Genomic DNA, 19,437 nt, shown 5'->3' on the forward strand with positions numbered 1-19,437 from the left:
CTCCTTGAACTGGTCAGTTGCTGAGGTACGCGAGGAGGTCGTGGCGGGTCAGGATCCCCACCGGGGCGCCGACAAACGTCACCATGAGGGTGTCGGCGTCGGAGAGGAGTTCGCGGGCGGTCGAGATCGATTCGAGCGAGCCGATCACGGGGAGCCGGGCCTCCATGTGTTCGGAAATCTTGTCCGAGAGCTTGGCCTCGCCGCGGAAGAGCTTGGCCGTGAGGGTGCGTTCGTCCACGGCGCCCAGCACCTCGCCCATGACGACTGGCGGTTCCTGGGACAGGACGGGGATGTGCGAGACGCCGTACTCGTTCATGATGTTGATGACGTCGCGGACGGACTCGTTCGGGTGGATGTGCACGAGGTCCGGGAGTTCACCGGTCTTGGCCTTGAGGATCTCGCCCACCGACGCCTCGTCCCCGCCGGCCAGGAAGCCGTAGGAACGCATCCACTGGTCGTTGAAGATCTTGGCCAGGTAGCCGCGGCCGGAGTCCGGCAGGATGACCACGACGACGGCGGCGGCCGGGAGGTCCTTGGCGACTTCCATGGCGGCCACGACGGCCATGCCCGAGGAGCCGCCCACCAGCAGGCCTTCCTCGCGCGCCAGCCGGCGCGTCATCGCGAAGGAGTCGGCGTCGCTGACGGCAATGACGTCGTCCGGGACCGACTTGTCGTAGTTGGCCGGCCACATGTCCTCCCCGACGCCCTCGACAAAGTACGGGCGGCCCGTGCCGCCGGAGTACACCGAGCCGGCGGGATCCGCGCCGATGATCTTCACGACGCCACCCTCGGCCCCGGGCCGCCCGGCGGAGACTTCCTTGAGGTACCGGCCGGTGCCGGTGATCGTGCCGCCGGTCCCGGCGCCGATCACGCAGTGGGTGATGCGGCCGTCGGTGTCGTGCCAGATCTCAGGGCCCGTGGTCTCATAGTGGCTGGCCGGGGCGGCGGGGTTGGAGAACTGGTCCGGCTTGTAGGCGCCGGGGATTTCGGTGACGAGCCGGTCGGAGACGCCGTAGTAGCTTTGCGGGCTGTCCGGCGGGACGGCGGTGGGCGTGACCACCACTTCCGCGCCGTAGGCCTGGAGGACGGCCCGCTTGTCCTCGCCGACCTTGTCCGGCACGACGAAGATGCAGCGGTAGCCCTTCTGCTGCGCCACGAGCGCCAAACCGACGCCGGTGTTGCCCGAGGTGGGCTCCACGATCGTGCCGCCGGGCAGGAGCTGGCCCGTTCGTTCGGCCTCCTCGATCATCTTGACCGCAATGCGGTCCTTGATCGAACCGCCGGGGTTCAGGTATTCGAGCTTCACCAGGACCGTGGCTGCGATGCCATCGGTCACGTGGTTGAGTTTGACGAGCGGCGTATGGCCAATGAGGTCCAGGACGGACGGGGCGTACTTCATAGGTACAAAGTTACCGTCTCCGGCGCGGCGGGCACGTCGGCGCGGCCACGGCGCTCCCACGGCTCTGGCAGATGCGAGGATATGGCTGTGAAGAGGATCGCCCGGCTGAAGAAGTTCAAGAGCTACGCGCTGCCCGCGGGCATGCTGCTGGCCGGGTGCGCGGCGCTGGTGTCCGGGCTGCTGCCGGTCCCCGCCTTCCAGGCGCTGGCAGCACGCACCGTGCCGATACTGGCGTTCGTGGTCGCCATGTCCATTGTCACCGAACTGGTGGATGAGGCCGGGCTCTTCCGCGTCGTCACGGAGCGGCTGGCCGCCCTGGGCCGCGGCCGGGTCCTCTTGCTGTGGTTCCTCGCGATCGCCCTCGCCACCGTTTCCACGGTGTTCCTGTCGCTGGATACGACGGCGGTGCTGGTGACTCCCGTCGTCGTGCTGCTGGCCATTCACGCCCGCATTCCGCCGCTGCCGTTTGCGCTGACCACGGTGTGGCTGGCGAACACGGCCTCGCTGCTGCTGCCGGTCTCCAACCTGACCAACCTGCTCGCGCAGGAGCGGCTCAACCTCAGCCCCGCCGCGTTCGCTTCGCTCGTGTGGGCCCCGGCCCTGGTGGGCATCCTCGTGCCGCTGGTGCTCCTGTGGCTGGCGTTCCGGAAGGACCTGCGCGGCACATACGGCCCCCAGCCCGTCCATAAGGTCCGGGACCGGGTGCTGCTGTACTCGGCGTCGGGGGTCATGGTGGTCCTGCTCCCGGCGCTTGTCTCCGGGGTTCCGGTGCAGATCCCGGCACTCGCGGCGGCTGCTGCCCTGCTCCTGCTCTTCCTCTGGCGGCGGCGCTCCGTCCTGCGCTGGTCCATGATTCCCTGGCGCCCGCTGATGCTCACGTCCGGACTGTTCATGGTGGTGGAGACCCTGCACGCCAACGGGCTCACCCAGTTCCTGACCGGGATCGCCGGCACGGGCGAGAGCCTGCCGGCGCTCCTGCAGCTCGCCGGCCTGGGCGCCGGGGCAGCCAACGCGGTCAACAACCTCCCCGCCTATCTGGCCCTGGAACCGGTGGGCGGCTCCCCGGCCCGGCTGGCGGCCCTGCTGATCGGCGTGAACCTGGGCCCGCTGGTGACCCCCTGGGCGTCCCTGGCCACGCTGCTGTGGCACGAGCGGCTCCGCTCCCTGAATGTGGAGATCCGCTGGGGAGGCTTCGCCCTCGCCGGCGTGGCCGCCGTCGTCCTCACCGTCCCGTTGGCGGTCGTGGCGCTGTGGCTCACCACCGGGATGCAGTGAGGTGGATGCACTGCGGGCCGGCGTGCCCGGCGCGTCAGGCGCCGATGTCATTCCCGGCGTTCGCTGCCCCGGCGCCGCCCTCACGCGGGGCGTTCTGCCAGAGGCCGACCACATTGCCCTCAGTGTCCCGGAAGTAGGCGGCCCAGCCCATGGTGCCGATTGCCTCGCGCGGTAAGACGGTGCTGCCGCCCAGTGCATTGATCTTCTCCAACGCCGCGTCGATGTCATCGACATCCACAGTGACCACCGGGGATGTGAGGTCGCCTTCGCGGCGGAACATGCCGCCGTTGATGGAGCCCGGCACGGAGGGCATGCCGTTGGCATCCGTCGGCGTCGTCTTGATCATGGCGTAGCTCATCTCCGGCACCTGGCTTACCTCCCAGCCGAACGCCGAACTGTAGAACTCGCGTGCGCGGCCCTCGTCTTCTGCGGGGATTTCGAAATGTACCACTCCACCAGCCATCACACTCTCCCAAGAACAAGGATTCGGGGCCAAGAGGCGGGCGCGGACACATCACGCCACAGCCGGATTTTAGCCCCGGCAGCGCGGGAGGTTAAGGGCCCTACGGCCCCTGCGTCGTTGCCGCGGATGCCGCTGCTGTCAGCGGGCCGTGGGAACATGTTCGAATGAGCCTTGCAGACGCCCCCGCAGGCATTGCCGCCGCGGCGGACGCCTCATTGCGGTGGCACCCGGGCGGCCCGTTCGACTTGATGCAAACCATCGGCACGCTGCTGCGCGGCCACGGCGACCCGTCCATCCGCACCGCCCCGGACGGCATCTGGTTCGCGTTCAGGACGCCCCGCGGTCCGGCCACGCTGCGCCTGGCAACGGCCGGGACGCGGGCTGACCCTGCCGTGGACGCGCAGGCCTGGGGTCCCGGAGCGGGGGACGCCGTCGATTCCGTCCCGCGCATGCTCGGGAGCGACGACGACTGGTCCGGCTTCGACGAGCCCGCATTCCACGCGACCCTCCCGCGCATGGTGGTTGAAGCCCGGCGCCGGAACCTCGCGATCCGGCTGCCCGCAACCGGCAGGATGATCGATTCACTCGTGCCGACAATCCTGGAGCAGAAGGTCACCGTTATCGAGGCCCGCCGCGGATACCGCTACCTGATGTACCGCTTCGGGACGGCGGCGCCGGGCGCCGGCACCGTCGCGCCCGCCAATCTGCTGGTCCAGCCGACGGCCGCGCAGTGGCTGCACATCCCGTCCTGGGAGTGGCACAAGGCCGGCGTGGGCCCGCAGCGGTCGGGAACCGTCATGCGGGCGCTGCGTTCGGCCGCCGCGCTGGAACGGCTCGCCGCCCTCCCCGCCGCGGAGGCGGCGGCCAAGCTGCAGACGCTGCCCGGAATCGGGGTCTGGACGGCGGCGGAGGTAGTGCAGCGCACGCACGGCTGCCCGGATTCGATCTCGGTCGGCGACTACCACCTTGCGGCCTACGTGGGCGCCGCCCTGACCGGCCGCCGGACAGACGACGCCGGCATGCTCAGGCTGCTGGCTCCATGGGCGGGGCACCGGCAGCGGGTGGTCCGGATGATCGGGCTGAGCGGCTTCCGGAAACCGACATTTGGCCCGCGCATGACCATCCAGGACCACCGCAGCCACTGACCTCCCTCTCGCTCAAAGCAACGCGGGGTCACTTACGGCCCATCCGGGGCCCCTTTATGGGCGCGATCTGACCCCGCGTTGGTGTGGCGGGTCATGAGGGCAGGAGTTTGCTTAGGCGCGGAGCCGGGCCCTCTTGATCCGGGTGATGACGCTGTCGAATCCCTCGGCAAGATCATCGGCGTTGACTTTGAAATACGCCCATCCGGCGCTGCGGAACGCTTCGTCTCGCCGGTTGTCCCGGGTCTGCTGTTCCCGCGTGAGGTGGTGGACGCCGTCGTACTGCATGGCGATCCCGTACCTCCGGTAGCCCATGTCTGCAGCCGGTGAGCGCGGGTCTTCCGTGTCGAGCCTCAATTGCAGCTCCGGCTCCGGCAGACGCGCATCCAACAGCGCCAGCCGCAGGAATGTCTCCGGGAAAGAGTCTGCTCCCACCCGCATCTCGTCCAGCGCAAGCCGCGCCTTCTCGACACCCTTCATGTTGGGATGCTGGCGGATCAGCAGCCGCAGGCCATCCTTGCAGGCGTAGGGCTCCGACCTCAGTTCGAGGCTGGGCCTGGGCTGTCGGATGAGCTGGTCCCCCATCGCGATGAGGTAGTTGAGCGGCAGGACTGCGGCCAGATCCAGCCAAGTGCGGGGCGGCGCCGTGACAGGGATGCCGTCGACGTCGGTCAGCTCGCCCGGAATGAGCCGCACGCGGTGGCCCGTGACCCCGGCCCGGCGGACTCTGGGCAGTTCATGGGGTTTGCTGAGGTGGATGGTGTGGCATTCGCCCAACCATGGCGGCAGCCCGAGCCTGGTCAGCACGGCCGCGGTTTCATGGGACGCCCAGGCACCCGGGGTAGCAGCGGCGAGGACCCTGGCCCGTTCGACGATCTCAAGCTGCCGGCCGGCCGGCAGATAGATAAGGCGGCCGCCGTCGGACAAATCCTGCGCCCGTAGACGTTTGGGCGGAATACCCAGCGCGCGCGACTCATAGACGGTGAACGGTGTGAGGGTGAGGCTTTCGGGAAGCGGCACAATGCGGACCATGCGCACCATTGTGACCGCGGATCAGCCTCGGCGCTGAGGTTATCCACAGGCCCTCCGGAATCGCCGCAACGCGGGGTCACTTACGGCCCGTCCGGCGCCTCGGGATGGGCCTTAAGTGACCCCGCGTTGCCGTCAGCCGCCGGTCTGGAGGCCCAGCCGGGCCGCGGCCTCCTGGCGCATGTCCACCTTGCGGATCTTGCCGGAAACGGTCATCGGGAAGCTCTCCCGGACATCCACGTAGCGCGGGACCTTGTAGTGCGCCAGCTTGCCGCGGCAGAAATCGGCCAGGCTGGCGGCGTCCATCGGCGCAGCCCCCGGCTTCAAAATGACGCAGGCCATCAGCTCCTCGCCGTACTTTTCGTCCGGGACACCGATCACCTGCACGTCCTGGATGTCCGGGTGGGTGTAGAGGAATTCCTCGATTTCGCGCGGATAGACGTTCTCGCCGCCGCGGATCACCATGTCCTTGATCCGGCCCTCGATCACGATGTACCCGTCCGCGTCCATCCGGGCGAGGTCTCCGGTGTGCATCCAGGCGTCGGCGTCGATCGCCTCGGCGGTCTTGTCAGGCTGGTTCCAGTACCCGCGCATCACCGCGTAGCCGCGCGTGCAGAGTTCGCCGATCCCGCCGCGCTCCACCACCTCTCCCGTGACCGGGTCCACGATCCGGCTCTCCAGGTTCGGCATGGTCCGGCCCACAGTCTCGGTGCGGTGGGCCATGGTGTCCACGCTCCGGGTCATCGTGGACACCGGCGAGGTCTCCGTCATGCCGTAGCAAATGGCGACGTCTTTCATGTTCATTTCCGTGATGACCCGGTTCATCACCTCGATGGGACACAGCGAGCCGGCCATGACGCCCGTGCGCAGTGTCGAGAGGTCGTAGGAGGCGAAGTCCGGCAGGGCGAGCTCGGCGATGAACATGGTCGGCACGCCGTACAGCGAGGTTCCGCCGAAGTCCTGCACAGCTTCCAGCGCCGCGGCCGGCGAGAATGACCGGCCGGGGATGATGGTGGCGGCCCCGTGGCTGAGCGCCGCGAGGTTCCCGATCACCATGCCGAAGCAGTGATAGAAGGGCACCGGGATCACCACGCGGTCGTGTTCCGAGTAGCCCAGCTGTTCGCCGATCGAAAAACCGTTATTAAGGATGTTGTGGTGCGTCAGCGTGGCGCCCTTCGGGAACCCCGTGGTGCCGGAGGTGTACTGAAGATTGACGGGGTCCTGCGCGTCCAGTGCCGCCATGCGCGCTTTCAGCTCGGAGTGCCCGACGTCGTCGGCCCGCTTGAGCAGCTCGGCATAGGTGCGCTCCGCGTCAGTGCCGGGTTCGCCGGCGGTCAGCCCGTCCAGGCCGGCGCCCGGGAGGAAGACCAGCTCGCGCAGATCCGGGCACGCCGCCAGCGCCTGCCGCGCCATCGCTGTGTAGTCGCTGTTCCTGTCCGACGGCGCGGTGACCAGCATGCGCATGCCGTTCTGGGTGACCACAAACTCGAGCTCATGGCTGCGATAGGCGGGGTTGACGTTGACCAGGATCGCCCCGACCTTCGCGGTGGCGTACTGCAGGATGGTCCACTCGGCGCAGTTGGGGCTCCAGATGCCGATCCGCTCGCCCTTCGCGACGCCCAGGGCGAGGAGCGCACGTGCCAGGCGGTCGACGTCGTCGTTCAACTTGGTGTAGCTCCACCGCCGGGCCTCTTCGCCGGGTACCGCAGCCGCCTCGATCAGGGCGTCGTGGTACGGGAACCGCGCCGCGATCCGTTCGAAGTTCGCGCCAATGGTTTCCTCGAGCAGCGGGACGTCAGTGTCCCCGGCTGTGTAAGCAAGCATGGTGTGACGCTACCAACAGTGCGGAGGCAAAAGAAGAGCAAAGCTTGGAAGTCCTATGAAATCTTGGGTCATGGTCCGGCGCCTGCCCGGCAGCCCGGTAGGGTGATTGCCATGAGTGCACCCGTTGACCTTCAGGCCATTTTCATCCCCAACGACGGCGAATTCTTCCGCGTGAAGCTCGCCCTGGACATCGCGATCGACGAGGTGGTCAACGAGCCCGGCTGCATCCGCTACGAGCTCACCGAGGCCAGCGAGGACAAGCTCGTCCTGACCGAACGGTGGGCCAGCCAGGCGGACTTGGACAAGCACTCCAAGGGCACGGCCGTCCAGGACCTGAACGAATCCCTCAGCGCGCTGCTGGCCGAGCCGGTCAAGCTCGAAACGCTCTAACCCACCCTTCCATCCACAACGCGGGGTCACTCCGCGCCCATCCCAGAGGGATTTATGGGCGCGGAGTGACCCCGCGTTGTTTTAAAGCCTGGGATTAAGCCGTGGCGGTTCAGGCCTCCGGGATCTGGGTGCCGTCCTGCTTGGCCGCAGCTGCGGCGGCCTCGGCCTGGGACCGGGCCACGTGGGCGTGGACTTCTTCCATGTCCAGGGCCTTGACGGCGTCGACCACCTGCTCGAGCTGCTGCGCGTTCAGGGCGCCAGGCTGCGAGAACACCAGGACCTTTTCGCGGAAGGCCATCAGCGTGGGAATCGACGTGATGCCGGCCTCGGCGGCGAGCTGCTGCTCGGCTTCGGTGTCGACCTTGGAGAAGACGACATCCGGGTGCTTCTCGGAGATCGCCGAGTACGTGGGGCCGAACTGCTTGCACGGGCCGCACCATTCGGCCCAGAAATCGACGAGGACAATGTCGTTATCCTCGACTGTCGATGCGAACTGTTCACCTGTGATGTCTACGGTAGCCATGAGTCAACGGTACGGGAGCGGGCACGGATTGTCCCCGGCATTTCGCTGTTGGCACATCCGGGCGGGGCTGTAGGCAGGTCACGCCCAGGCGTGCGGGGCCGGACGCCTGGCGCCGGGCAGGGCGTTGGTTTCGCGCCATTCGTGGATCCACCCGGGCAGCTCCAGATCCGACGGCGGGGCGCCGAACTCGCGGATGATCTCCTCCTGGCTGACGGGCTTGCCCTTGCTCAGAAGCCGGGTGGCGATATAGGCGCGCGCGTACACTTCGCCGTCCACCACCATCCGCTGTTCGAAGTAGATGGCCTTAGAGTCCAGGCCGATGATCCTGGACTCGATCGTGTACTGCTGCCAGAGCTGCAGCGAACGGCGGAACGCGATGGTCTCCCCCGCCGCGACCGGCGTCCAGCCCCGGCGGCGCATCTTCTTCCAAGTGCCGCTGCGGGCCATGAGGTCGAAGCGGCCGAGGTCCATGAGCGAGAAGTACATGCCGTTATTGACGTGCAGGGCGATGTCGATGTCCGTGGGCAGGACCCGCAGCGGCAGCGAGGAGTTGTCCCAGATGCTCAACGGTGAGCGGCGTGAGGACGTGAACAGCAGCAGGAGAGTCCGGAACAGGAGATGCATGAGTCATATGTTACCCGCGGGTAACAAGTGTGCCAAGGGGTGGGTGCCGGAACCTAGCTGCGCGCCGACAGAACCGAGACGGTGGCCTTGGTGCCAGCGCCCCGAATCGTCCAGCAGTTCCCGGTGCCGATCACGTCCAGCTCCTCCAGGTCCGCGTGGTGCAGGACCAGGGCAGTGTCCTCGTCCACGGCGACCGCGCGGTCCACGAGACCTTTTGCCACCGCCCCAACGGCCCGGCCGAGGGTTCCCGCCTGCGCGGCGTGCACGTCGACGGCGAAAGGCACCAGGCCCAGCCCGTCGCGGATCTCCACTTCTTCCAGACCCTCCGACCAATCCGCCGGGCAGACCTCGGTGCCGCGGATCCGGTAGCCGCCCACGATCGCCCGCACCGGCGCCACCATCGCGCCGGCTGAGAATCCCATATACGGCACACCGTCGGAGACCAGACTGCGGATGGGCTGCGCGGACGGCAGCAAGCCTTCCAGATAGCCCGGCGTCGGCCCGCCCCCGACGACGATGCCGTCGACGTCGTCGAACGCGGCAGGGTCCGCGCCCCGGTTGAAGCCGAGGAGGACCGGGACGACCTCGCAGGCTGTCCGGGACTCCAACGGCACCACATAGGCAGGCAGGAAATATTCCGAGCTGCCCTCATGGTCAAAGAGAACCACAGCGACGCGCGGAACCCTGCCGGTGGCCCGGTGCCGGAGTTCCTTGACGAAGCGGTCGAAGACGGCAGCTGTGGTTACGGTGTCGGGGCCGCCGCCAACAAGCAGGATGGTCATGGTTCAACGTACCCGGATCCACGGCAATCGCAATGAGCCCGGCGCGGGCGGCTCCGAGGACCTATAGCGATTGACCGGTCCGGACTGCGAGGAACATAATCGGAATCGGTACTAGCTTCACCCCACGACTGCGCCGACCATGAGGCCGACGGCAGAGCATTCAACGGAAAGCGGTCGACACTATGAGTACTGCCCATCACCCTGTCACTGCGACCGGCTGGACCGGTTGGGTCCGTTTCGCCGGAGTCATTCTGATCATCAACGGCGTTTTCAGCGGCCTTCAAGGCCTCGTCGCGCTCACCGGACCCGACACCTACTATTTGTCGACCCCGGGAACCCTGTTCCTCTTCGATGCGAAGGGGTGGGGCTGGTGGAATGTCGCCCTCGGGGTGCTCTTGATCCTCACCGCCGTCGCGCTCTTCGCCGGCGCAACGTGGGCTCGAGTCGTTGGCGTCGTCGTTGCCGGCTTCAGTGCGGTCGTTCAACTGATGCTCATTCCGCAGCAGCCGTGGTGGTCCGTCATCGTCATCGCCATGGACGTGCTGATCATCTACGCGATCATCGCCCACGGCGAGGAACTGAAGGCTGAGCAGGCACCTCCGCCAACCAACCCGTAAGGCCCCGACGCGATCAGCCCGCAGCAATCAGCTCCACTTCGTAGCCATCCGCGTTCACGAGGTAGGCGGCGAAGTGGCCGGGGCCGCCTGCGTGCGGATACTTGTCCGGAAACAGCTCGGCCCAGCCGTGGCTGACGCTCTCGCCCGCCATGGCGTCCACGTCAGCCCGGGTCCCCGCGCTGAACGCCAGGTGGTTCAGGCCCGGGGCTTTGCGGTCGTGCGCCGTTCCGGTCAGCGCCGGGGACTGCTCGACGACGATGTACGTCGGCCCGCGGCGCCAGCTGCACCCGTGGGCCCAGTCCTGGTAGGCCTCGTAGCCCAGCCTGCCCAGCAGCCAGCCCCACTGGTCCCTGGCCCGCTGCAGGTCCGGCACCCAGAGTTCTACATGGTGCAGGGCACCAAAGTCCCCCGGTGCGATGGGAACCGGCACCGGGGGACTTTGCGCAACGGGACCTGGCGCAACGGGACCTGGTGCAACCGGAATATCAGCCATCAGAACAGTATCCGCTGGAAGAGGATGTGGTCCTGCCAGGATCCGGCAATCCGAAGGTACTGGGCTGCCAAACCGATCTCCTCAAAGCCAGCCCGCTTCAGGATCCGCTGAGACGCGGCGTTGTGCGGGAGGGTTGAGGCCTGCAGCCGGTGCAGTCCCAGTTCGTTGCGCGCGGTCTGGAGGGCGAACTCCACCGCGGCCGAGCCAATTCCCAGCCCCGTCAGGTCCTTGTCCACCCAGTAGCCGAGGTGGGCGCTGAGGAATGGCCCCCGGACAATCCCGCTGAGGTTGATCACACCGATGATGCGGGAGCCTTCCACGAGGACCCAGGGCACGTCTGTTCCCGCGATGAACAATCCGAGCTTGGATTCAATGCTGGCGGCTTGTCCCTCGGCGGTAAAGAATTCCTCAAACCGCACCGGTTCCCAGGGCGCCAGGTGCTCCCGGTTCCGCCGGTAGGCGTCGGCCAGGGGCCCCGCGTCGGACCTGCGCAGTACCCGCACGCACACGGTATCCGTCAAAGCGACGCTGTTCTCGGTCATCCGCAGACTCTAACGGTCATCCCGAACGGCTTCAATCAGCGTGCGCCAGTCACGGGAGTCCCGGTGGTGTGCTTGATGGGGTTCTCAGGCGCTGGGATCGTCGTCGTCCTCGTTCGGATCGGTGCCGCGAACGGTCACACTCTGCACGCCGGGCACATCAAGGAGGTAGGGGACGAGTTCCCGCAGCGGAAGATGACCATGGAAGCGGATGTCCATGAGGACGATCGGCTTTTGTTCATCGCCCGCCTTATTGATGCTCAGGATCGACGAGCTGAACCCCATATTCGTGGCGATCTCCAACACTTGCCGCAGCACGCCCCGGTTGTCGTCGTAGCCCAGGTGCAGAACCCGGTGGGCGTCGGGGGTCGGGATCTTCCTGATCACGGGAGAAACGACGTACAACGTGATGAGGTGGAAAGCGGTCAGCGAAACAGCCAGGGACAGCATTCCGGCCCCGCACGCCATGCCGACGGCGGCAGAAACCCAAATGCTGGCCGCCGTCGTCAGGCCGCGGACTACGTTCCGTCCCTTGAAAATCACCCCGGCACCGAGGAAGCCGATGCCGCTGACGATTTGGGCTGCAATCCGGGACGGGTCCATGGTGGCCCCGGGCGCCAGCGCGGCGGCGAAGCCGTAGGCGGAGATCAGGGTGAACGTGCACGATCCGAGGCCGACCAGGACGTGGGTGCGGTAGCCAGCGACCTTTTGCCGGACCTGCCGCTCAGTGCCAATCAGGGAGCAGAGGATAAATGTCGCCAGCAGAAGCCCGATTTCCACCAGCGTGGTCGGGGTATATAGCCCGTATGCGTCCTGCATCCCGCCCTCCGACCCGGCCCGAGAGCGGCGTCCCGTCAGTGCCGGAATGCGCCAAGAACTCTCGAATCTGATATTACCGCTGCCCCCTAGTGGCGAGTAGTGGCTGCTCTGGCCCGCTCACGGGGCCAGATCCCGGCGGCGCCAGCCGGCGTACCCCAGCGCGGCGAGCGCCGCGGCAATCACCGTAAGTCCGAGCAACGGCCCGACGGCGCCGGAATCCAGGGGCAGCAGCGGCGAGTGCCGGAACGGGGAGAGCTCCACCAGCCACTCCGGGGCATTCCACAGCACGCCAAACTCACCAAGCGCGACGAAGAGCAGCAGCAGGGCCCAGACCGTCCCAGTGAGCCGGGGCGCCCAGCCGAACACCGCCAGCACCGCAGCGGTCATGACCCAGGCCGCGGGGATCTGGGCGGCAGCGGCCAGTGTGACGCGGCCAAGTTGGTTGGCATCGGCCAGGACGGTGGCTGCGCCGGCCCCGACCGACACTCCGGCCAGCAGCATGAGCACGGCGACGCCGGCCAGCGCCAGGGCGAAATGGCTGGTCGCCCACCGCGGCCGGGTGGTGGCGGTGCCCAGCAGTGCCTCGACGTGGCCGTCGGTCTCCTCGTCACGGAGCCGGCTGGCCGCGGACAGTCCGTAGGCAGCGGCCAGCAGTCCCATGATGCTGATCTCCGCTGCAATGAAGGCATCCGTCATGGCCTGGGTTCCGCCCAGCATCATGATCAGGTCCTGCGCGTTGGGCGAACTCAACAAGTCCATGACGTTGCCGGCCAGCGATCCGATCACCACGCCGAACACCACGAAGGCGACCGCCCAGGCCGCCAGCAGCCGGAACTGGAGCCGCACAGCGAGGTCCCCAACCCCGCGGAGCGAGCCGCGAGCCGGGCCGGGGCGCTCCTGGCGCAGGCCGCAGCCGAGGTCCCGACGGGCGCGGAGTGCCAGGGCCACGGGCACGAGTAAGGCGCACAGTGCCAGTGGCAGGGCGAGCACCCACCACTGGTCCCCGGCGAAGGCCCGGATCTGCTGGTTCCAGCCGATCGGCGAAAGCCAGGACAGGGCGGAGGGCCCCGGTTCGGCGAGGTCCCCCACCGCACGCAGCGCATAGGTCACGGCAACGACGCCGAGGCTCATTCCCGTGGCCGCCCGCGCGCTGGCCGTCAGCTGGGCGGTGACCCCGGCCACGGCACTGAATGCCATGCCGGTGGCGGCCCAGCCCAGTCCGAACGCGATCGAGCCGGCCGCCGGAAGTCCGCCGGCGGCCAAAGACACCGCAGTGACCAGCCCCAGGACAATGCTGGCTCCGAAGCTGATGGTGAGGGCGGCCGCGAGCGGCGCGTCGCGGCCCATCCGGCCGCCGCCCAGGAGCTCGAGCCGCCCGGACTCTTCGTCGCTGCGGGTATGGCGGACGGTGATGAACACCATCAGGACGGCGAGGATGGCAGCCATGAACGCCGTGTACTTGATGAGGGACAGGGCGCCGAGGGACGTGGGATCGTAGACCCTGCCGAAGAGGGCCACGAGCGAGGCCGTGGCATTCAGGGCCGTCGCGGCCTCGACCCGGCTCTCCACATCGGGGTAGAGCTCGGCGCCGGCCACCGCGGTTGAATACGTTGTCGCGGCGAATCCGGCGATCCACGCCGGCAACAGCCATCGGTCGCGGCGGAGCCCGAGCCTGATCAGGACTCCGGTCCCCGCCAACGTTTCACGCATCGGCGGTGCGTCCGCTGCTCGACCCGGCCGCGGCCACGGGCACCGCAGCGCCGTAGTGGCGAAGGAAGAGATCCTCCAGAGTGGGCGGCTGGCTGGTCAGCGCGACGAGTCCCGCGTCGGTCAACGCCCGCATGAACGGGGCCAGGCCGGACGGTTCCACTTGGGCGCTGACGCGGTGGTTCGTGACGACGACGTCGTGCACGCCTGGCAGGGCATCCAAGCCCACCGGTACCACCGCGACATCGGCAGTGACGGAGGTGCGGGTCAGGTGCCTGAGTTCATCAAGCCGCCCCGTCTCCACCACCCGGCCCTCACGGATGATGCTCACGCGGTCCGAAAGTGCCTCGGCCTCGCTGAGGATATGGCTGCTAAGCAGTACCGTGCGGCCCTGGTTACGCAGTTCCCGGATACAGCCGCGGAAGGCCTCCTCCATCAGGGGGTCCAGTCCGCTGGTGGGCTCGTCCAGCAGGAACAGCTCAGCGTCGGTGGCCAGGGCAGCGACCAAGGCCACTTTCTGCCGGTTGCCTTTGGAGTAGGCCCGGGACTTCTTGGTCGGATCGAGGTCGAAGAGCTCCAACAGCTGGGCCCGCCGGGCCAGGTCCTGGCCGCCCTGGAGCCGGCCGAGGAGGTCGATCACTTCTGCGCCGGTCAGGTTGGGCCACAACGCCACATCCCCGGGGACGTAGGCCAGGCCCCGGTGGAGGCTCGCGACGTCGCGCCACGGGTCAAGGCCCAGCACCCGGATGGAGCCAGCATTGGCGCGAAGCATGCCCAGCAGCAGGCGAATCGTGGTCGATTTGCCGGAGCCGTTCGGTCCGAGGAAGCCGTGGACCTCGCCCGCCTCGACTGAAAAGTCCAACCCATTCAAGGCAACCACGGGACCGAACCGCTTCACAACGCCGACCATCTCCAGGACATTCGCCATGGGGGACACGATACGCCCGGGATCGGCAATCCCGCCCTGGCCGAATGACCCCTTCGCCCGCGGGCGGCCTGTCGCCGTGCTGTCACTCCGGCACCGGGGGACGTAGCCTAGCGGGCATGGAAGACCCTTACGATCTTGAACGGTTCGTGGCGGCCCAGGACGCCGGCGGAACCTACGGGCACGCCCTGGCGGAGTTGCGGTCAGGCATGAAGAGGAGTCACTGGATGTGGTTCGTTTTCCCCCAGCTCGCGGGCCTGGGCCGCAGCGAAACCGCCCGGAAGTACGCCATCTCCTCCCTGGCCGAGGCCCGTGCTTACTGCCGGCACGGCGTCCTTGGCCCGCGGCTGCGGGAGGCCGCCGCCGCAGTGGCCGAACTTCAGGGGCGGTCCGCGGTGCAAATTTTCGGCGGCATCGACACCCGGAAGCTGCACTCATCCATGACGCTGTTCCAGCGGGCCGCGCCCGGCGAAACCGTGTTCCGCGTCGTCCTGGACCGCTATTTCGATGGCCTGTCCGATCCCGCCACGGACCGGCTGCTGGAAGGCCAGTTGCGGGACGGACAACCCGGTGGTCCGGACCCGGCGGACGGTTAGCTGTCCGCGGCCAGCGCCGTGATCATCCGCTCCATGCGGGCGACGCCGGCAAAGCGGCCGGCGTTGTCCGTCACCAGCAGGGGGTCAAACCGGTTGGCCTGAGTCCGCGTCATGGAACGGGCCAGGGCCTCGCTGAGCGGCGTGTCCAGGTTGACCCGCATTCCCGGGCTCACGACGCCGAGGGCCGCCGCGGAGGGGTCGAGCACCGCAACGGGCCGCAGATGATCGCCCATCAGCACCACCGACTGCAAGGCCGGGTTGTCATCAAACGCGGCCGCCGCCGTCGCAGTGGTGGCGGCCGTCGTCGCGGGTTCCACGATGTCCCGGATGATGCTCTGGTGCGTCGCCGGGGGGTTGGACGCCAGACGGTGGGCAACGTCGAGATCGATTTTTTCCCACGCCGGTCCGGGCCGGGCCAGGCAATACCCCTGCACCAGGGGTACGCCGAGGGCGACGAGGGCGTCCAGTTCCTCCACGCGCTCCACTCCCTCGGCCAGGATCCAGGCATCGACGCGGCTGGCAAAGGTTCCGAGCATGGAGATCAGGGCACGCTTGGCTTCGTCACGGTCAACATCCTGGATCAGTTCACGATCCAGCTTGATCAGCGAGGGCCGCAGGGCCAGCAGGTGCCGGAGCCCGGCATAGCCGGCACCGGCGTCGTCGACGGCGATCAGCGCGCCGGCAGCGCGCAGCTGGTTGAGGTCGGGCTCAAGCTCCAGATAGGAGTCGATCGGGGTCTGCTCCGTCAGCTCGACCACCAGTCCGGCAAGGTTTCCCTGGCCGCGCCAGATGCCACGGATCTCCTCCGTCAACAGCAGCTCCGGTGAGACGTTGAGGGTCAGGAAGCAGTTCGGCGGCAATGTGGGACGCGCCGCGAGCGCCGCCCGCAAGGCTGCGGCCTCGAGCTCGGCTGCCAGGCCATGCGTGCGCGCCGCGGCAAACCACACCTCAGGATTTTTTTCGGCGAAGCCCGAAAACCGGGCCAGGGCCTCATAGCCCACCACTGTGCCGCGCGCGGTATCAACAATGGGCTGGTAGGCCGCGGAAAGGCCAACACCCCGGCAGGCGGCCGCCAGTTGCTTCACCCAATCCGGGCCCGGCGCGGCCCCGGCGTCGGGCGGGAGGCCGCCTGCCTCGTGAATCAACTAACGGGAACGATGGCTCTGTGGACCGACTGCACGACGTCGGCCGGCAGCTCCTCCAGCCCATGTGCGGACGCCGCGTGGGCGGCCACATTGACCAGAATTTCATCGTCGGTACTGCACACCCAGCGGGCGTCACAACCGGGAACCACATCACCACAGGCAAACGACTTCACGAATGCTCCTTCTTCTTCAACAGCGGACCGGACTACCCTACGTTGGCTCCGCACCGAAAACTGAGATTTTGCTCGCAGAAACGGTGCGGCGTCGCCGGCGGTCCGCCGCCGGCAGTGGCCGCCGGATGCTGTTCGCTGCCACCGGCTGTCCACTAGCGGCCTGTACTCGCGGCCGTACTAACGGCCTGCCGTCCCTGCTTCGGCAGCGACTGCGGCCGCCTCGATGCGGGCCCGGTGCACGGCCCATTCCTCGGCGGTGCGCGGCGAAAGGTTCGGATCCCCGGGACGCTGGCCTGCGCTGCCGTCGATGAGTTCGCGCAGGATGTCGGCGTGTCCGAGGTGGTGGGCGGTCTCCACGCACATGTGCACGAGGATCTGCTGCAGGGTCACGTGCTTGCGCTCGTCCGGCCACCAGGGCACCACACCGGGCGCGTCGAGCGGGAGTTCGTCGATGGTGGCATCGCTGTGGGCCGCCGAGAGCCGGTGCAGCTCAGTGATCTGCTCCCGCGTCTCGCCCGGGGCTGCCCACATGTCCGCATCCGGCTCCGCGTCGTCGGCAAACCACGCCAGCTTCAGCTCGCTGGGACGGCCAAAGACCTCGCCAAAGTAGCCGAGTTCGACGCTGGCCACGTGCTTGACCAGTCCCAGCAGGTTGGTTCCCGTGGGCGTGAGGGGCCGGCGCACGTCATACTCGCTGAGGCCTTCGAGCTTCCCGAGGAGGTCTTGGCGCCGGGTGCGCAGGTAGGTGTGCAAGATCGCTTTGTCGTCCATGACCCGCACTATACCGAACGCGCGGGCGCTGCCTGGCAGAACAGCCTGGCAGAACAACGGGCTTCATAAAACGTATGGAATAATTGGTGTCAACGGGCCTCGGGGGGAGGCCCCGATCGACAGGACACCCAGGGTGAATCTCGATTCCGGTGCACATCGGGTCCGGCCCGCCGCGGCTCTCCTGGCCGCGGCTCTCGCCATTCTTTTGGCAGCCTGTTCTTCCGGCGCAGAGGCCCCGGACGGAGTTCCGACGGGCCGGCCTGCGGCGTCCGCACCCGCAACGTCCCCGGCGTCCGGAGGCCTGCGGGGGACGACCGAAGTGAACGGGTTCCTCCTGCCGATGCGGTACGCGGCCGTCGACGGCGACACCTGGGAGGGCATCGCCGCCCACTTCCGGATGACTCCGGAGATCCTCAGGAGCTTCAACGAAGCGGAGTCCGTTGCCGCAGGAGAGATTATCGACCTCAGGGGCGTGGACGTGCCCCAGCTAGGGGCAGGCGGCAGCGTGGCCGGGCAGGACGGGCAGGGACGGGTCCTGTACAGGGTGGGCGCCGGAGACACTCCCTCGGGCATCGCGAGCCGCTACGGCGTCCCGCTCTATGCCTTGCGGATAGCCAACCTGAACCTGTTGACCGGAGGCGAATGGATTCCGCCCGCCGGCACCACGGTAACCATTCCGAATCCCCCGGCCGACTGAGCCGGGCCTTTGAGGCAGGCCTTTGCACTGTGGAGACGGGCCGTTGGGCCGCGGACAAAGAAAAAGCCTCCGGAACCTAATGGTTCCGGAGGCTTCTCCAAGGGTGGCAGATGAGGGATTCGAACCCCCGTAGGCGTTGCCAGCTGATTTACAGTCAGCCCCCTTTGGCCGCTCGGGTAATCTGCCGAACTTCAAAAGAAGATCACTCGCGGTTTCCAGTCCCGGAACGTCTGTTTCCAGTCCGTTCCGCTTCCAGCACCCGCGGGCAAGACAACTTTACAGAACTTCCGCCGAAGAATCGAATCGGCGCCTCAGCAGATCATAAAAGGGCCGAAAAAGGGCCAAAATCCGCGGAATTTCAGGCCTCGCCGAGAATCCGCCCCGCCAGTCTTGCCTCGAATCGTGCCGCCTGCTCGACGGTGACCTGGTTCAGCTCGACGGCACGGGCCAGGTCCGTGTGGACCCCGTCCATGCGGACTGATGCGTCGGCGGCCGGGCTCAGGATGATGGACGCCGCCAGCGCGGCGGCGGCTACGGAGCTCGCCGTCGCGGCCAGGGTGCTGGCAGCGGCGGCGGTGGTGCGGTTGACGTAGCGGACGGCCTTTTGGTGCATGTTCTTGCCTTTCAGCAGCGGTTCCAACTCTTGCAACTCTGGCCAGCCCGGCTTCGTTCCCGCCGTGATTGAGCTATGAGCGGACTGTGAAACCCGGGACGCAAGGCCGGCCGCCACATCGGGGGCATCCGTACTAGTCTGGAATGCAGACATCCCGGCCTCACGCAGGCACCCGGCAACCATCAGGAGGAAAGTCATGGCAGGCGAATCCACGTTCGACGTCGTCAGCAAGGTAGACAAGCAGGAAGTCGCCAACGCGCTGAACCAGGCGCAGAAGGAAATTGCCCAGCGCTACGACTTCAAGGGCGTCGGCGCCGAGGTCGATTTCAGCGGCGAGAAGATCCTGATGAAGGCCAACTCCGAGGAGCGGGTGCTCGCGGTGCTCGATGTGCTGCAGTCCAAGCTCATCCGCCGCGGCATTTCGCTGAAGTCCCTCGACACAGGCGAGCCCTACGCCTCCGGCAAGGAATTCCGGCTCGAGGCCTCCATCAAGGAGGGCATCGCCCAGGACCTCGCCAAGAAGATCAACAAGTTGATCCGGGACGAGGCCCCCAAGTCCGTCAAGTCACAGATCCAGGGCGACGAGCTCCGGGTGACCTCGAAGTCCCGCGATGACCTCCAGGAGACCATGAACCTGCTGAAGGGCTTCGACGAGGCCGACCTGCAGTTCGTTAACTTCCGCAGCTAGCGGCCCGCCCGCGGCGCAAATTTGCGCGACACGCAAAAGGGCTGGCGACGGTGTGGCGAATTCTAGGAGTCGTTGCAACACCTGCTGGTTAGGTGGTTTGTAGTAAATCACGCAGACGCTCGGCTGGGGTATCCCAGCCGAGCGTTTTACGTGGGCGGCCGTTGAGCTCCTGGGCGACGTGTTCGAGGTCTTCCGGCCCGTAG

23 protein-coding genes, 1 tRNA gene and 1 pseudogene are annotated in these 19,437 nt (G+C 67.4%); 7 read left to right on the top strand and 18 right to left on the bottom strand.

Annotated elements, in window-relative coordinates; genetic code table 11:
* Positions 1 to 13: 13 nt before the first annotated feature.
* Positions 14 to 1,399, bottom strand: a complete 1,386-nt coding sequence (locus tag AC1DN2_RS17585; protein WP_476851354.1) for a cystathionine beta-synthase — start codon at positions 1,397 to 1,399, stop codon at positions 14 to 16.
* 81 nt (positions 1,400 to 1,480) lie between these two features.
* Here AC1DN2_RS17585 and AC1DN2_RS17590 point away from each other — a divergent pair, with 81 nt between their 5' ends.
* Positions 1,481 to 2,674 carry an ArsB/NhaD family transporter gene (locus AC1DN2_RS17590; protein ID WP_476851355.1) on the top strand — a complete coding sequence of 398 codons (1,194 nt, stop codon included), beginning with the start codon at positions 1,481 to 1,483 and terminating at the stop codon, positions 2,672 to 2,674.
* 34 nt (positions 2,675 to 2,708) lie between these two features.
* Here the strand turns inward: AC1DN2_RS17590 and AC1DN2_RS17595 are convergent, their stop codons facing one another.
* Positions 2,709 to 3,137 (bottom strand): VOC family protein, encoded by a 429-nt coding sequence (locus AC1DN2_RS17595; protein ID WP_476851356.1) that lies wholly within the window; start codon positions 3,135 to 3,137, stop codon positions 2,709 to 2,711.
* Between the two features lie 164 nt (positions 3,138 to 3,301).
* Here AC1DN2_RS17595 and AC1DN2_RS17600 point away from each other — a divergent pair, with 164 nt between their 5' ends.
* Complete coding sequence (locus AC1DN2_RS17600) at positions 3,302 to 4,282, top strand: DNA-3-methyladenine glycosylase family protein (RefSeq protein WP_476851357.1); 981 nt, start codon at positions 3,302 to 3,304, stop codon at positions 4,280 to 4,282.
* 111 nt (positions 4,283 to 4,393) lie between these two features.
* Here the strand turns inward: AC1DN2_RS17600 and AC1DN2_RS17605 are convergent, their stop codons facing one another.
* Together AC1DN2_RS17605 and AC1DN2_RS17610 are read right to left on the bottom strand one after the other, a co-directional pair.
* Positions 4,394 to 5,311: a hypothetical protein gene (locus tag AC1DN2_RS17605; RefSeq protein ID WP_476851358.1), complete on the bottom strand. Its 918-nt coding sequence runs from the start codon at positions 5,309 to 5,311 to the stop codon at positions 4,394 to 4,396.
* Between the two features lie 132 nt (positions 5,312 to 5,443).
* A complete protein-coding gene (locus AC1DN2_RS17610) occupies positions 5,444 to 7,132 on the bottom strand; it encodes an AMP-binding protein (RefSeq protein WP_476851359.1) in 1,689 nt (562 codons plus the stop codon).
* 111 nt (positions 7,133 to 7,243) lie between these two features.
* On the opposite strand from AC1DN2_RS17610, the gene AC1DN2_RS17615 reads away from it, so the two are divergent.
* Positions 7,244 to 7,522, top strand: coding sequence for a putative quinol monooxygenase (locus AC1DN2_RS17615; RefSeq protein WP_223913755.1), 279 nt, complete (start codon positions 7,244 to 7,246; stop codon positions 7,520 to 7,522).
* 109 nt (positions 7,523 to 7,631) lie between these two features.
* Here the strand turns inward: AC1DN2_RS17615 and trxA are convergent, their stop codons facing one another.
* The 3 genes from trxA to AC1DN2_RS17630 all read right to left on the bottom strand — a co-directional run bounded on the left by trxA (position 7,632) and on the right by AC1DN2_RS17630 (position 9,451).
* A complete protein-coding gene (gene trxA / locus AC1DN2_RS17620) occupies positions 7,632 to 8,045 on the bottom strand; it encodes a thioredoxin (RefSeq protein ID WP_018773584.1) in 414 nt (137 codons plus the stop codon).
* A gap of 78 nt (positions 8,046 to 8,123) precedes the next feature.
* Positions 8,124 to 8,669: an acyl-CoA thioesterase gene (locus tag AC1DN2_RS17625; RefSeq protein ID WP_223913754.1), complete on the bottom strand. Its 546-nt coding sequence runs from the start codon at positions 8,667 to 8,669 to the stop codon at positions 8,124 to 8,126.
* Positions 8,670 to 8,722: 53 nt separating this feature from the next.
* Positions 8,723 to 9,451 carry a Type 1 glutamine amidotransferase-like domain-containing protein gene (locus tag AC1DN2_RS17630; RefSeq protein WP_476851360.1) on the bottom strand — a complete coding sequence of 243 codons (729 nt, stop codon included), beginning with the start codon at positions 9,449 to 9,451 and terminating at the stop codon, positions 8,723 to 8,725.
* A 182-nt stretch (positions 9,452 to 9,633) separates the two neighbouring features.
* On the opposite strand from AC1DN2_RS17630, the gene AC1DN2_RS17635 reads away from it, so the two are divergent.
* Positions 9,634 to 10,068 (top strand): DUF7144 family membrane protein, encoded by a 435-nt coding sequence (locus AC1DN2_RS17635; protein ID WP_476851361.1) that lies wholly within the window; start codon positions 9,634 to 9,636, stop codon positions 10,066 to 10,068.
* A gap of 13 nt (positions 10,069 to 10,081) precedes the next feature.
* Here AC1DN2_RS17635 and AC1DN2_RS17640 read toward each other — a convergent pair whose 3' ends face one another.
* From AC1DN2_RS17640 to AC1DN2_RS17660, 5 genes are all read right to left on the bottom strand, one after another.
* On the bottom strand, positions 10,082 to 10,498 hold the full coding sequence (locus AC1DN2_RS17640; protein ID WP_476851362.1) for a VOC family protein: 417 nt from the start codon (positions 10,496 to 10,498) through the stop codon (positions 10,082 to 10,084).
* Positions 10,499 to 10,560: 62 nt separating this feature from the next.
* Positions 10,561 to 11,103, bottom strand: a complete 543-nt coding sequence (locus AC1DN2_RS17645) for a GNAT family N-acetyltransferase (RefSeq protein ID WP_476851363.1) — start codon at positions 11,101 to 11,103, stop codon at positions 10,561 to 10,563.
* Positions 11,104 to 11,187: 84 nt separating this feature from the next.
* Positions 11,188 to 11,919: an MgtC/SapB family protein gene (locus tag AC1DN2_RS17650; RefSeq protein ID WP_028276975.1), complete on the bottom strand. Its 732-nt coding sequence runs from the start codon at positions 11,917 to 11,919 to the stop codon at positions 11,188 to 11,190.
* A gap of 117 nt (positions 11,920 to 12,036) precedes the next feature.
* Positions 12,037 to 13,629, bottom strand: coding sequence for an ABC transporter permease (locus AC1DN2_RS17655; RefSeq protein ID WP_476851364.1), 1,593 nt, complete (start codon positions 13,627 to 13,629; stop codon positions 12,037 to 12,039).
* On the bottom strand, positions 13,622 to 14,554 hold the full coding sequence (locus tag AC1DN2_RS17660) for an ABC transporter ATP-binding protein (RefSeq protein ID WP_476851365.1): 933 nt from the start codon (positions 14,552 to 14,554) through the stop codon (positions 13,622 to 13,624). The genes AC1DN2_RS17655 and AC1DN2_RS17660 overlap by 8 nt, the downstream gene beginning before the upstream one ends.
* A gap of 116 nt (positions 14,555 to 14,670) precedes the next feature.
* Between AC1DN2_RS17660 and AC1DN2_RS17665 the strand changes: the two genes are divergently transcribed.
* Positions 14,671 to 15,147, top strand: a complete 477-nt coding sequence (locus AC1DN2_RS17665) for a DUF1810 domain-containing protein (protein ID WP_476851366.1) — start codon at positions 14,671 to 14,673, stop codon at positions 15,145 to 15,147.
* On the opposite strand, the gene AC1DN2_RS17670 is transcribed toward AC1DN2_RS17665, so the two are convergent.
* From AC1DN2_RS17670 to AC1DN2_RS17680, 3 genes are all read right to left on the bottom strand, one after another.
* On the bottom strand, positions 15,144 to 16,232 hold the full coding sequence (locus tag AC1DN2_RS17670) for an EAL domain-containing protein (protein WP_476851367.1): 1,089 nt from the start codon (positions 16,230 to 16,232) through the stop codon (positions 15,144 to 15,146). The genes AC1DN2_RS17665 and AC1DN2_RS17670 overlap by 4 nt on opposite strands.
* Positions 16,233 to 16,288: 56 nt before the next feature.
* A complete protein-coding gene (locus tag AC1DN2_RS17675) occupies positions 16,289 to 16,465 on the bottom strand; it encodes a DUF1059 domain-containing protein (protein WP_162159079.1) in 177 nt (58 codons plus the stop codon).
* A 177-nt stretch (positions 16,466 to 16,642) separates the two neighbouring features.
* The gene (locus AC1DN2_RS17680) at positions 16,643 to 17,236 is read right to left on the bottom strand and encodes a DinB family protein (RefSeq protein WP_476851368.1); all 594 of its coding nucleotides are present in this window, start codon (positions 17,234 to 17,236) and stop codon (positions 16,643 to 16,645) included.
* A 319-nt stretch (positions 17,237 to 17,555) separates the two neighbouring features.
* On the opposite strand from AC1DN2_RS17680, the gene AC1DN2_RS17685 reads away from it, so the two are divergent.
* The gene (locus AC1DN2_RS17685) at positions 17,556 to 17,933 is read left to right on the top strand and encodes a LysM peptidoglycan-binding domain-containing protein (protein ID WP_476851369.1); all 378 of its coding nucleotides are present in this window, start codon (positions 17,556 to 17,558) and stop codon (positions 17,931 to 17,933) included.
* Positions 17,934 to 18,037: 104 nt separating this feature from the next.
* Here AC1DN2_RS17685 and AC1DN2_RS17690 read toward each other — a convergent pair.
* Positions 18,038 to 18,119, bottom strand: a tRNA-Tyr gene (locus AC1DN2_RS17690).
* Between the two features lie 172 nt (positions 18,120 to 18,291).
* Positions 18,292 to 18,546 carry a hypothetical protein gene (locus tag AC1DN2_RS17695; protein WP_476851370.1) on the bottom strand — a complete coding sequence of 85 codons (255 nt, stop codon included), beginning with the start codon at positions 18,544 to 18,546 and terminating at the stop codon, positions 18,292 to 18,294.
* A 196-nt stretch (positions 18,547 to 18,742) separates the two neighbouring features.
* On the opposite strand from AC1DN2_RS17695, the gene AC1DN2_RS17700 reads away from it, so the two are divergent.
* Positions 18,743 to 19,234, top strand: a complete 492-nt coding sequence (locus AC1DN2_RS17700) for a YajQ family cyclic di-GMP-binding protein (RefSeq protein ID WP_018773569.1) — start codon at positions 18,743 to 18,745, stop codon at positions 19,232 to 19,234.
* A gap of 88 nt (positions 19,235 to 19,322) precedes the next feature.
* On the opposite strand, the pseudogene AC1DN2_RS17705 reads toward AC1DN2_RS17700, so the two are convergent.
* Positions 19,323 to 19,437 (bottom strand): annotated as a pseudogene (locus tag AC1DN2_RS17705) (IS30 family transposase); the annotation flags it as partial.

It is taken from the genome of Arthrobacter sp. 01L42, assembly GCF_056400005.1.